Annotated in this window: 7 protein-coding genes; 4 read left to right on the top strand and 3 right to left on the bottom strand. The window is 72.4% G+C overall.

The window, feature by feature from the left end; translation table 11 throughout:
• The first annotated feature begins 238 nt into the window (after positions 1-238).
• A complete protein-coding gene (locus tag AB0959_RS52335) occupies positions 239-3,610 on the top strand; it encodes a BTAD domain-containing putative transcriptional regulator (protein ID WP_366834097.1) in 3,372 nt (1,123 codons plus the stop codon).
• A gap of 37 nt (positions 3,611-3,647) precedes the next feature.
• Here AB0959_RS52335 and AB0959_RS52330 read toward each other — a convergent pair whose 3' ends face one another.
• Positions 3,648-5,750 (bottom strand): sigma-70 family RNA polymerase sigma factor, encoded by a 2,103-nt coding sequence (locus tag AB0959_RS52330; protein ID WP_366834096.1) that lies wholly within the window; start codon positions 5,748-5,750, stop codon positions 3,648-3,650.
• A 223-nt stretch (positions 5,751-5,973) separates the two neighbouring features.
• Positions 5,974-6,774: a helix-turn-helix domain-containing protein gene (locus tag AB0959_RS52325; protein WP_366834095.1), complete on the bottom strand. Its 801-nt coding sequence runs from the start codon at positions 6,772-6,774 to the stop codon at positions 5,974-5,976.
• Between the two features lie 415 nt (positions 6,775-7,189).
• Here AB0959_RS52325 and AB0959_RS52320 point away from each other — a divergent pair, with 415 nt between their 5' ends.
• The gene (locus AB0959_RS52320) at positions 7,190-8,557 is read left to right on the top strand and encodes an NAD(P)/FAD-dependent oxidoreductase (RefSeq protein WP_366834094.1); all 1,368 of its coding nucleotides are present in this window, start codon (positions 7,190-7,192) and stop codon (positions 8,555-8,557) included.
• Positions 8,558-8,871: 314 nt separating this feature from the next.
• A complete protein-coding gene (locus tag AB0959_RS52315; protein ID WP_366834093.1) occupies positions 8,872-10,566 on the top strand; it encodes an ATP-binding SpoIIE family protein phosphatase in 1,695 nt (564 codons plus the stop codon).
• Positions 10,567-10,843: 277 nt separating this feature from the next.
• Here the strand turns inward: AB0959_RS52315 and AB0959_RS52310 are convergent, their stop codons facing one another.
• The gene (locus AB0959_RS52310) at positions 10,844-12,112 is read right to left on the bottom strand and encodes an MFS transporter (protein WP_366834092.1); all 1,269 of its coding nucleotides are present in this window, start codon (positions 12,110-12,112) and stop codon (positions 10,844-10,846) included.
• A gap of 130 nt (positions 12,113-12,242) precedes the next feature.
• On the opposite strand from AB0959_RS52310, the gene AB0959_RS52305 reads away from it, so the two are divergent.
• Positions 12,243-12,791, top strand: a complete 549-nt coding sequence (locus AB0959_RS52305) for a MarR family transcriptional regulator (protein WP_366834091.1) — start codon at positions 12,243-12,245, stop codon at positions 12,789-12,791.
• The last annotated feature ends 354 nt before the right edge of the window (positions 12,792-13,145 follow it).

Genomic DNA, 13,145 nt, shown 5'->3' with positions numbered 1-13,145 from the left:
GGGGGGGGGGGGGGGCGCCCCCCCCCGCCCGGCCGGCGCGCCCGCCCCCCCCCCCCCCGGGACGGGAATGGGTAGGGCGGCGGGGGCAGAATCCTCCCCCACGGACGGACACCCGCAAGACCACGCAAGCCCACACCCCTCCCACACCCCGCCGACGCCCCACCCCGACACCGAAAAACGAACGCCTCGCCGAAGAAACCCCGTGCCCCCCGGCCCCCACCCCGGCGAGAATGACCGGGTGAGGTACGGAATCCTGGGCACAACCAAGGCGGAGACCGACCAGGGCACCCTCGTACCCGTCGGCGGCCCCCGCCTCCGCGCCCTGCTCACCGCCCTCGCCCTCCATCCCGACCGCACGGTCACCCCGGACACCCTGATCGACGACGTCTGGGCCGACACCCCGCCCACCGACGCCCCCGCAGCCCTCCAGGCCCTCATCGCCCGCCTCCGCCGCACCCTCGGCAGGGACGCGATCGTCTCGGAGAACGGCGGCTACCGCCTGTCGGCCACCCGTTCGGACATCGACCTGTTCGAGTTCGAGCGGCTGGTGAGGGAGGGCAAGGACGCCCTCGCCCGCCAAGACGCGGCATCGGCGGCCCGCACCCTCCACACCGCCCTCTCGCTCTGGCGCGGCCCCGCGCTCGCAGACCTCCCCGACCGCACCTCCGCCACCCGCCCGGAGGCCCTGCGCCTGGAGGCGACGCGCGCCCGCATCGAGGCCGACCTGCGACTGGGCCGCGCCCCCGACGTCGTACCCGAGTTGAAGGAACTCACGGAAGCCCATCCGTACGACGAACTCCTGCACGCCCTGCACATCCGGGCCCTCCGGGACAGCGGCCGCGGCGGGGCCGCGCTGGCGGCGTACGAGTCGGCCCGCCGTGCCCTCGTGGACGACCTGGGCACGGACCCGGGCCCGGAACTACAGGCACTGCACACGGAGCTCCTGCACCCGGACTCGCCCCCACCCTCGCACCCAGCACCGCACCAGTCCCCAGCACCGCACCCGCACCAGCCCCCGGCACCCCACCAGCCCCACCCCCTCGCCCCCACCCCCGACCGAACCGGAAACCTCCGCCCCCGTCTGACCTCCTTCGTCGGACGGGAACTCGAACTCGACGGCATCCGTTCCGACTTGCACAGGGCCCGCCTGGTCACGCTCACCGGCCCCGGCGGATCCGGAAAAACCCGTCTCGCCGAGGAAGCCGCCGCGGGCCACCCCCAGGCATGGCTGGCCGAGCTCGCCCCGCTCGACCGGCCGGAGGCGGTGGCGGGCGCGGTGGTCAGTGCCCTCGGCCTGCGCGAGACCGTGCTGATCACCAACGAGATGGCGGTCCCGCAGGACGACCCGGTCGCCCTGCTCATCGAGCACTGCGCCCCCCGCGCCCAACTCCTGATCCTCGACAACTGCGAGCATGTCATCGGCGCCGCCGCCGACCTCGCGGAGACCCTGCTGACGCACTGCCCGCGGCTCACGATCCTCGCCACCAGCCGTGAACTCCTGGGCGTGCCCGGCGAGTCCGTGCGCCCGGTCGAGCCCCTCCTCCCCGACCCCGCGCACCGCCTCTTCAGAGAGCGCGCCGCCGCCGTACGCCCCGACGCGGACGCCGTTCTCAAGGACACCGAAGCCACCGAGGCCGTCGACGAGATCTGCCGCCGGCTCGACGGGCTGCCGCTGGCCATCGAGCTGGCCGCCGCCCGGTTGCGCCTGCTCACGCCCCGACAGATCGCGGACCGCCTCGACGACCGCTTCCGGCTGCTCACCTCCGGCAGCAGGACGGTCCTGCCGCGCCAGCAGACCCTCCGTGCCGTGGTCGACTGGTCCTGGGACCTGCTGGACGAGGCCGAGCGCACCGTCCTGCGCGAGGTCTCCGTCTTCGCGGGCGGCTGGGACCTGGGGGCGGCCGAGACGGTGTGCAGCGGCCCCGTGTCCGACGTCCTGGGGGCGCTCGTCGACAAGTCCCTGATCGTGGCCACCCCGTGCGAGCGCGGCATCGGCGGCATGCGGTACCGCCTGCTGGAGACGATCCACGAGTACGCCACCGAGCGCGCCGCCGAGGCCCCGGAGCTGCGCGCCGCCGCCGGGCACCGGCACAGCGCGTGGGTCCGGGCCCTGGCCGAGGAGGCCGAGCCCCGCCTCCGCTCCGCCGACCAACTGCTCTGGATCCAGCGCCTGGAGACCGAGCTCGACAACATCCGCGCCGCCCTCCATCGCACGATCACCTCCGGCGACGAGGAGCAGGCCACCCACCTGGCCCTCGCCATGGGCTGGTTCTGGTGGCTCCGCAACTACCGCCGGGACGGCGTGGACTGGGTGGACCGCGTCCTGCGGCTCGGAGCGCTCCTGGACGCGGCCGACGAGGCGAACACCGCAACCCGCACACCCCTCACCGACCTGGACGCCTTCGACCCGATCGAGGTGTTCCTCGTCAGCCCCGAGCCCGACGACCACCCTCGCCGCCGGTCCCGCATGCTGCTCCGGCTGCTGCACCTGTTCCTGGTGGCGGAGACGGGCCCCATCGGGGTGCCGGACGACCCCCGCGCGCGGGAGTACATCGTCCGGCTGCGGGCGGAGTTCGAGCGGACCGGTCCGGACGCGGCGCGCTTCCCGGGCCTGGTGTGGCCGCTCACGGCGTACCTGCTGGAGGGCGCGGCGGTGGACATCCGGGACGTGATGGACGTGGCGGTCGCCAACTGCCGGGCGTACGGCGGTGACTGGGAGGTCGGCGTCATCCTCATGTTCCGCACGCACATGGTCGTCGACTCGCCCGGCAACCTGGACGGCGTGGACGACGACCTCGCCGAGCTGCGCACGCTCAGCCGCCGCGCCGGCGACCGCTGGATGCGCGCCCAGGTGTGCAGCGCGGCGGGCGAGGCCGCGATGACCCGGGGACGCCTCGAGGACGCGAAGGGCGAGTACGAGGAGGCCCTGCGCCTGGCCCACGAGGTCGGAGCGTACGCCGAGTCGCCGTTCCTCATCGCCCGTCTCGCCGAGATCGCCTACCGCTCGGGTGACCGGCCCGCGGCGCTGGCCGCGCTGGACGAGGCGAACGCCGCCGCCGACCGTTTCGCGGTGGCCGACTCCCGGGCGTTCATCCACCTCCTGCGCGCGACCATGGAGCTGGAGGACGGGAACACCCCCGGCGCGCGCGACCTGTTCGAGGCGGCCCGCGCGGAGATCCGCCAGGGCACCCCGCCCCCGCAGTTCATGGCGATGCTCGCCCTGGTCGACGGCCTCGTCACGGCCGCCGAGTCCGGCCCCGTGGCCGGTCTGCCGAAGCTGGCCGAAGCCCTGCGCATGGCGGTGGCCGGCCGGTGCTCGGAAGCGATCACGTCCGTCCTGGCCGACGCCGCCGGAGGCGTCCTGTCGGATCTCGGTGATCACCGGCGCGCGGCCCGCCTGCTGGCCGCCGGGGCCCGCTGGCGCGGCGACAACCCGCGCCCCGCCCCGGAGCGTTACCAGGCCGAGCGCGTCGAGGCCACCGCGCTCGCCGCCCTGGGCAGCACCCGCTTCGAGGCCGAGCGAGCGACCGGCGCGTCCCTCACCACGAACGACGCCCTACGGGAGCTGGCCGAGGCCCTCGAGGACCACACGGCTCGACCGCAGACCTGAACCCGCCGTCCGCCACCGGGTCCGCCACCGGGTCTCGTCACCGGCAGGTGAACCGGGCCTCCGCCCAGTCCGCCAGTGCCACCACGTCCAGGTGGTTGTGCGGCTCGACGACCAGCCGTACGGTCCGGCGGCCGTTCAGGTCCACATGGACGGGGACCGCCTGGTCAACCCCCTTGATCATCCCTGATTTCCACAGCCGGACCCCGTCGGCGTACACGGAGAAGGAGACCTTGCCCAGGCGGCGCGTCAGGTCGTCGACGCCGACGAGCGCGTCGTAGGCGGTGCACCGGCGGTTGAGGTCGATGGTGACGGAGGACTGTCCATGGACGGTCACGCCGTTCGGGTAGGTCCTGCCCGCGATCGAGACCCCGTACCGCTGCCACACCCAGCTGCTCTCGGCGAACCGCATCTCGGGCCTGGTGCCGTCGCCGGTGACGTCGTACTCCAGCTCGTTCAGCGGGAAGACCACCGGCGGTGCCGGCGGGGTGGGCGGGGGAGGGGGCTCGGGTGTCGCGGTGGGGGAGGCGGGCGAGGTGGGGGCGGGCGTGGGGCTCGGGGACGTCTTCGTGGGCGCCGGATCGGGCGTGCGGGACGGGGCGACGGACGGCGTCGGGGTGGGCGTGGGCGCCGGGACCGGTGTCGTCAGCGGAGCCACCGCCGGGACCTGCGGCGCGGGCTCCTTCGTCGACTCCTTCGTCACCTTCTTCGACGGCTCCTCCGACGACTCCTTCTTCGAGGGCATCGAAGGCTCCGGCTCGGACGTGGCCTTGACGACCCGCGAGGGGGCCGGATCGGCCACCGGTCTGTCGTCCTTCCCTTCGCCCTTGTCGCCGCCCGCCACCGCGATCACCACCGCCGTGACGACACCGACCGCGACGACACCCGCCGCGATACCGGCCTTCACCGCCACGCCCAGCCCCTCCGAGGCCCCCGCTCCGCCTCCGGCGCCCGCTCCGCCCGAGCCACCGCCCGCCACGGCTGCTCCACCCGAGCCACCGCCCGCCACGGCTGCTCCGCCCGCGACACCCACCGCACCCGCGCCGGCGCCACCGGCGACGAGGGCGGCCACCTTGGCGTATCCGGCGGCCCCGAACCAGCCGATGACCGCGACCGGTACGACGGCGGGGATACCGCTCGCGACCTCCTGGATCTGACCGGCGGCCAGCCGGCACTTGACGCACCCCTCCAGGTGCTTGCGCAGCCCTCGCTCGGCCCGGGTGCGCAGACTGCCGCGGGCGTACGCGCCGAGCCGGTCGGCGTAGCGCGCGCACTCCTCGGAGTTGGTGGCGAGCGCGGCGCTCACATGCGCCTGGAGGTACGCCTGCTTGAGGCCCTCACGGGCGCGGCTGGCGAGGACGCGCGTGCCGTTGGCGTCGAGCCCGAAGAGCGTGGCCACCTCGCTCGGCGACTCGTCCTCGACCTCGGTGTGCCACAGCACGGCCTGCCACCGCTCGGGCAGCGACCGGAACGCCCGCATGGCCAACGACTGCTCGGCGTCGTGCAGCGCCCGCACGTCGGCGCCCAGGTCCAGGCCGGCTCCGAAGGCGCCCAGGGACGCGGTGGCGTCGGACGACTCGGCACCGCGGGACGCCTCCACGGCGAACACCGCGAAGTCGTCGACGAGGTGCTCCCGTTTGGCCGACTTGGTCCAGCTCGCGGCCACGCGGCGGACCGTGGTGAGCAGATACGCGCGAACGGCGTGATCGGGGCCGCTGCCGCCGCGCACCGCCTGGAGCACACGGGCGAAGACCTCGGCGGTGAGGTCGTCGGCGGTGTGCGCGTCCCGGCAGCAGGTGCGCGCGTACCGGCGCACGGCCGACGCATGGCGCCGGTACAGCTCCTCGTACGCCGCGTCGTCGCCCGCGCGCATCCGTCCGATCAGTTCGGAGTCGGAGGGCGGCAGCTCGGGGCCGCGCTCCCGGGCGGGCGGCAGGAAGCCGGCCGACCGCTCGCGCTGCGCCGGAACGCTGTGCCCGTGCACACCACCGGGGCGCCCGGACACGCCGTGGGGACGGGAGGTGCCCAAAGCGCCCTCGGGCCGGCCGCCCTGGCTCGGCACCTGTGGAGAGGTCAGCCCACTGGGCTCCGTGCTCTCGTCGCCACCCTCGTCGAGTGGCTCGTCCCGCCCGTCAACGCTCATCGCGGAATGCCCTCGCAGCCTGCAGAACCGGTCTCAGCACCGGGTCAGAGTGCCATATCGGCCTTTGTTCGGTACCAGGCTGTACGGGCCCACCGCTCGTCCGAGAAGCCTCCCCGGCCTCAGCCCGGGCGCCCACCCGCACGGGGACGCCACAGCGGACGTTCCCCGTACGGGAGTTGACGCGACGGGTCGCTGAGCGCCCCGGGCCGACGAGACCGGCAGGTCAGGGCCGTGACCGCAGCCCCTCGAGCAGGATGTCCAGCAACCGCGCCGACGCGGCCGCCTGCTGTGCGGCGTCCGGCAGCGACGGCGCCGCCGTGGCGATCACCAGCAGGACGTCCGACACGGTCACGTCCGGACGCAGTTCACCCGCCTCCCGAGCCCGCTCCACGAGCTGCCCCACGACCTCGAGCAGCTCCGAGGCGCCGGCGTCGTCGTCCACCGAGGCGTCCTGGCTCCCGTTCCGGGATGCGGATGCGGATGCGGATCCGGACCCGTTCCCGGACACGAGCCGCAGCTCGGTCGTCGGCTGGGACCGCTGCTGCGGCACCCGCGCGGTGTCCACGACGACCCCGTCCGGCCCGTCCTCGGCGACCCCCACGCGCAGCACCTGCGGCGGCAGCAGCCGCCCGGCGCCCGAGGCCACCGACGTCCGCAGGAAGCGCGAGAGCGCCGACCACGGCTCGTCCTCCTGCCCCAGCGCCGTGCGCGCCTGGTCGGTCAGCCGGGAGGTCTCCTCCTCGGCTATCCGCCGGACCAGCACGTCCTTGCTCGGGAAGCGCCGGTACACCGTGCCGACACCCACCCGCGCCCGCCGGGCCACGTCCTCCATCGGCGCGCCGTATCCCAACTCACCGAAGACCTCGCGCGCCGCCCGCAGTACGTGCTCCAGATTGCGCTGTGCGTCCACGCGCAGCGGGGTCGTACGCGCCTGGTCCGCGCGTCCGTTGCTCCCCGCCGCACTCATCGTGCCACCCGGTGCGACGACCGAAGTGGAAGACCAATGAGAGTCCTGAATGTGCATATGTGTTCCCCCGGTAATGACGTCTCCCCCCGGAGACTCTCCCCGCCATGAAAGCCGGAGCGTGAGGAACGAGCATGGTCCACGAGCCGCTCCGCCGTCGCGGACCGCCCCGTTACCCGACACGCCCGCCCGTCGCGGACCCGTCGAGCGGCGTACCCCCTACACCCCGTCGAGACACGAACATAGTTGAGACGGAGTCAATTCAGAAGGGGCAGGTTCCGCACAGAGCGCCCCCCGATCGGACCACGGGCCGGAAACGTCCCCATTACGCCCCCTGACATCACCGGGCTCATGCCACCTGACCTGCGATCCTTCCTCGGACTCCGGCATTTCGGCCAACTCTGGGCGCGGACGATTTCCGGTCACACAAATTGCCGGGCCTGTGGACAAACTCCAGAGTCGGGTGCGTCATGGGATGGTGAAGGAACGTGCGCGCATCCTCATCGTCGGCGGCGGCTACGTCGGTCTGTACACCGCTCTGCGTCTCCAGCGGAGGCTGAAACAAGAGCTCAAAAGTGGCGCGATTGAGATCGTCGTCGTCTCGCCCGACCCTTATATGACGTATCAGCCCTTCCTTCCCGAGGCCGCGGCGGGCTCCATCTCGCCGCGCCACGTCGTGGTGCCGCTGCGCCGCGTGCTCGACCTGTGCAAGGTCGTCATCGGTGAGGCCACGGCGATCGACCACGCCAAGCGGACCGCGACGCTCACCACCCTCGCCACCGAGGAGGAGGGCGCGGGCGCGGAACAGATCACCTACGACGAGCTCGTCCTCGCCCCGGGCTCGGTCTCGCGCACCCTCCCGATCCCCGGACTCGCCGAACACGGCATCGGGTTCAAGACCGTCGAGGAAGCCATCGGCCTGCGCAACCACGTCATCGAACAGATGGACATCGCCTCCTCCACCCGTGACCCCGCGATCCGTGACGCAGCCCTGACGTTCGTCTTCGTGGGCGGCGGCTACGCCGGCGTGGAGGCGCTCGCCGAGCTGGAGGACATGGCCCGCTACACCGCGCGCTACTACCACAACGTCAAGCGCGAGGACATGAAGTGGATCCTCGTCGAGGCCACGGGCCGCATCCTGCCCGAGGTCGGCGAGGAGATGGGCAAGTACGCCGTCACCGAACTGCGCCGCCGCAACATCGACGTACGCCTGGAGACCCGGATCGAGTCGTGCGCCGACCGGGTGGCCGTCCTGAGTGACGGGTCGCGCTTCCCGACGCGTACGTTCGTATGGACCGCCGGAGTGAAACCGCACCCCGTCCTCGCCGCGACCGACCTGCCGCTCAACGAGCGCGGCAGGCTGCAGTGCACCGCCCAGCTGACCGTCGAGGGCACCGAGCACGCCTGGTCCGCCGGCGACGCGGCCGCCGTCCCCGACGCCACCGCCAAGGAGCCCGGCAAGGAGTGCGCCCCCAACGCGCAGCACGCGGTCCGCCAGGCCAAGGCCCTGGGCGACAACATCGTCCACGCACTGCGCGGCGAGCCCCAGGAGACGTACGCCCACAAGTACGCCGGTTCCGTCGCCTCCCTCGGGCTGCACAAGGGCGTCGCCCACGTCTACGGGCGCAAGCTCAAGGGCTACCCCGCCTGGTTCATGCACCGCGTCTACCACCTGAGCCGGGTCCCCACGTTCAACCGCAAGGCCCGGGTCCTCGCCGAATGGACCCTCTCGGGGCTCTTCAAGAGGGAGATCGTCTCCCTCGGTTCACTCGAACATCCCCGTGCGGAGTTCGAACTCGCTGCCGGTGGAAAGCCTTCTCAGGACCCGAAGGGGTCGTCCTGACCGGATCCAGGAACTCCACCGACCGGGCCGGCGTCTGACGGATGTCGGCCCGGCCGGCCGGGCTGCCAGACTGGTCCACGATCTGGTTCACGACCTCGGGCGGGCCGACACACCCTGCGCACCCCAAGAGGCGTTCCGCCAGCGCCGCGTCCCTGGCGGACACAGTTCTGGATAGCGTCTGCGACGCGGACCGGATCCGGAGCCGGCCGTCATCCACAACACAAGACCACCATTCGGTACTGCATCCCGGGGACACCCCCGGACCCCCGGCCGACCGGGACCGGCCCCAGACGACAAGACGAGGCAAGGAATCGGTGAACTTCACCCGCTGGAGCCCCCGGCTCCCCGGAATGCAGCGCCGCCCGCCAGCGCGGACCGAACTCGCGGACTCCCCCGACCGGAGGACGGACGGCTCCGTACCCGCGGCGCGCACCGAGCAACCGACCAACGGCATCCCGTGCGCGCCCGCGGTCCACGAGTTGGCGACCCGCGAGGTCCTCGACCGCATCCCGGCCCTCGTCGCCCTGGTCCAGGGCCCCGACCACCACATCGCCTACGTCAACGACGCCTATGTGGCGGCCTTCGGCACCCGACCGATCGGCGAGCCCGCCCGCGCCGCCCTGCCCGAGCTGGAGGAACTCGGCCTGCTGCCGCTCCTCGACCAGGTGCTGCGCAGCTCCAGGCCCCGCACGGTCAAGTCCCGCAAGGCACCCGGCGGACGCTCGTACACGATCACCTGCACCCCCGTCGACATCTCCGCCACTCCCGAAGGAAGTGGAGCGGCCGGCGGCCTCGTCGGCAGGGCGGGCGGCGGGGTCCTCATCTTCGCCGCCGACGTCACCGACCACGCCGAGGCCGCCGAGCGCCTGCGCGCCAGCGAACGCCGCCAGCGCGAAACAGCCGTCACCCTCCAGCGCTCCCTCCTCCCCCAGGAGCTGGAGCAGCCCGACGACCTGCGCATCGCCGCCGTCTACCACCCCGGCGGCACGGAGGCCGCGGTCGGCGGCGACTGGTACGACGTCATCACCCTCGGCGGCGGCCGCACGGCCCTGGTCATCGGCGACGTCATGGGCAGAGGCGTACGGGCGGCGGCGGTCATGGGGCAACTCCGCACGGCGGTCCGCGCATACGCCCGCCTGGACCTTCCCCCGCACGAGGTCCTCCAGCTCCTCGACGGCCTCGCCACGGAGATCGACGCCAACCAGATCGCCACCTGTGTGTACGCCGTCCACGACCCGAACGAGGGCCGCCTGGTCTACGCGTCGGCGGGCCACCTGCCGATCCTGGTCCGCGACGAGACCGGAGTGGTCCTGCGCGCCGACGAACCCACGGGCCCCCCGCTCGGCACGGGAGGCTGGATGCACGAGTCAGGCTCCGTCCCCCTCGGCCCCGGCTCCACGGCCGTGCTCTACACGGACGGCCTGGTCGAACGCCGCGACGCGGATCTGGACGAAGGCATCGAAGCCCTGGAGCGCGCCCTCGCAGGCGCCACCGGCACCCCCCAGGTGATCTGCGACCGTCTGGTCCGCTCGGTCGGCGTCACGGCCGACCACGACGACGACGTGGCCGTCCTCGTCCTCCAGCACCCGGCCCGCACCGGAGCCGACGGCGAACTCTTCCGCAACGCCGCCCTGGAACTCCTGGGCGGCGTGGAAGCGGCGCCCCGAGCCCGCGCCTTCGCCTCCGGCGTCCTCACGAGCTGGCGCTTCCCCGCGGACCTCCACGACCTCGGTGTCCTGGCGGCCAGCGAACTGGTCGCCAACTCCCTCCAACACGGCACCCCACCCATGCGCCTGCGCCTGCGCCGGACCGACCGCCGCCTCATCGTCGAGGTCACCGACGGCGACGACCACCTCCCTCTCCGCCGCCACGCCGAACCCGCCGACGAGTCCGGCCGCGGCATCGCCATAGTCGCCACGATCGCCTCCAACTGGGGCGCCCGCCGCACCCCGGGCGGCGGCAAGGCGGTGTGGTGCGAGTTCGCCCTACCGGTTGCCTCCGGCGGTTGAACCATCTGGGTGTGTGGCTGGATGGGCTGGGTGGGTTGGTGCGGGTTGGGGGTGGCTGGTCGCGCAGTTCCCCGCGCCCCTAAAGGCCGTGCAGTTCCGCGTGGCCCTGAAAGCCAGCCCCGGCCGGGAGAGTCAGCGTCGACCCGCACCATCCAGCCCCTCCGGCGTTGGAGGAGCGGGGGTCCGGGGGCTGGCCCCCGAAACGGGGTACGGGGTGGGCGGAGCCCCTGGGGATGGGACGGGTAGGGGCGGTGGGGGCGAAATCCCCCCCACACCGTCACGCCGCCAACGACTCCGCAGCAACCCCGCCCCGGGCCACCACCCGACTCCCCACCAGCGACGGCTGATCCTGCACGGGCGTGAGCCGCCGCCCCAGCCCGACCGCCAGCACGGATATGCCCAGCGAGAACAGCAGGAACGTCACGACATACGGCACGTGCAGCGAGGCCCCCATGGGCCCACCCACCGCCGGCCCGACCGCCAACGCAAGCTGCTTCACCAGGGCGAACGCCGAGTTGTACTGGCCAGCCATCCCCACAGGCGCCAGATCGGCCACCAACGGCGCCACGGTGGGCGACAGCATCGCCTCCCCGAGCCCGAACAGCGCGTACGTCGACACGAACGCGGCCGTCGCCATGGCCTGACTCCCGTGCCCCAGCCCCGCATACCCGGCCACACCCCAGGCAACGGCCCATAGGAGCCCGACAGCGGCGATCACCCGGGACCGCCTTCGCCGCTCCACGAACTTCAGCACGGCGAACTGCGCGACCACGATCATCGCCGTGTTCGCGGCCAGAGCAGTCCCCAGCGTGGACGGGGATATCCCGGCGGCCTCCACCCCGTAGGCACTGAGCCCGGACTCGAACTGCCCGTAGCAGGCGAAGAACAGCACGAAGCCCAGCACGCACAACTGCACCATGGCCCGATTCCGCAGCAACTGCCGCCAAGTGCCCCTGGCCGACAGCGCCGGAGCGCCCTCGCCCTTCACGGCCCGCGGCATCCGTATCGTCCCCATGATCAAGACGAGCAGCAGGAACATCGCCGCCTCGATCGCGAACAACAGGGTGAAGGAGCTCGCGCGGGTGGTGTCGACGAGATGGCCACCTATGAGACCGCCGACCCCCAGCCCGAGGTTCTGCAGGAAGAACTGCGTGGCGAACGCCCGCGAGCGCGTACCGGACGGCGAGCAGTCGACGATCACCGTCGCGAGCGCCGGCTGCATCACCGCCTGCCCGGCCCCGAGCGCGGCAGCCGACAGCAGCACGGCCGGCGCACTCGCCGCCAGCCCCAGGCTCAACGCACCGACCGCGGCGGTGACCAGGGCGGCGAGCAGCACCGGCAGCGGGCCCCGCCGGACGATGGCCCGCCCGGCGAACGGCAGCACCACGAGAGCGGCCACGGCGAAGACGGCGAGTACCAGCCCCGCCGTCACGGCACCGAGATCCCGCACCTGCGCCACATAGACGTACAGATACGGGACGGTGAAGCCGAGGCCGAACGCGCTGAGTGCGTTGCCCACATGAACCCGGCGCATCGCTGCGCCCATTGCCCTGGTCACGTTCACCTGCCTTCGGTCTGAGGGACTTAGCCCCAAAGACTTCGAACCTAAAGTTAGAAGGTAAAGAGTACACCTCGAAGGACTTCGACGCCAAGAGGCGGCATGCCATACTGCGGCCATGGGTGACACCCCCGGCGCCGGCGAACCGACCCTCGAAGAGCAGATCGCCGCCTACCAACGCGAGTTCCAGGGCCTCGACCCCCAAGTCGAGAAGATCGTCTCGGCACTGTCCCGGCTCAACCGCCGTATGAACGTCGCCTACGGCCGCCAGACCGCCGACCTCGGCATCAGCAACGCCGAGTGGGAGGTCCTCAAGGCCCTCGTCCTCTCCGGCGCCCCGTACCGCCTGGGTCCGAGCGACCTCGCCAAACGACTCGGCCTCACCCCTGCCGCCATGACCCACCGGATCGACCGCATGGTGTCGGAGGGCCTGGTCACCCGCGAGCGCGACGAGTCCAACCGTGTCCGTGTCATCGTCGAACTCACCCCAGAGGGCCGCGAGAAGTGGCTGGAGGCCATGCGCCTCGCGTCGGTCTTCGAGGAGGACCTCCTCCAGGACCTGTCGCCGGTGGAGCGCGGAGTCCTGGGCGAGGTCCTCACCCGTCTCCTGCGGCGGGTGGAAGACGCCCAGCCCGACGCTGACGGCCGCCTCAGCGACCTGGACTGAGTCCGTAGCGCCGGGCCGTGAGGTTTGAGGCGCCGTCAGGCGGGGGACACTTGACAGTCCACCCGCACATCCGTAAAGTTCTTCGGGTTGCCACGGAGCCGTAACGGTTCTGCGGCAGCAACTCCCGCCGCAACAGCGGCACCTCAAACCATCAGCACGATCTCCCTACCGGGTCGATTTCGGCGTGCCCGAATTCAATTCGATTTGGAGCCCGGCGGCCCGATTGGGAATCGCCGAGAGGATCCGCTAAGGTTTGAGACGTCGGAACGGCCCAACAGCCGCGAAGACACCCCCCTCCGACGGGGAATCGGGACCGAAAGGATCTGATAAAGTCGGAACCGCCGGAAAGGGAAG

This window comes from Streptomyces sp. NPDC046862 (genome assembly GCF_040704615.1).
Classification (GTDB): Bacteria; Actinomycetota; Actinomycetes; order Streptomycetales; family Streptomycetaceae; genus Streptomyces.
The sequence above is the reverse complement of the archived record's forward strand: the minus strand, read 5'-3'. Positions and strand labels throughout refer to the sequence as shown.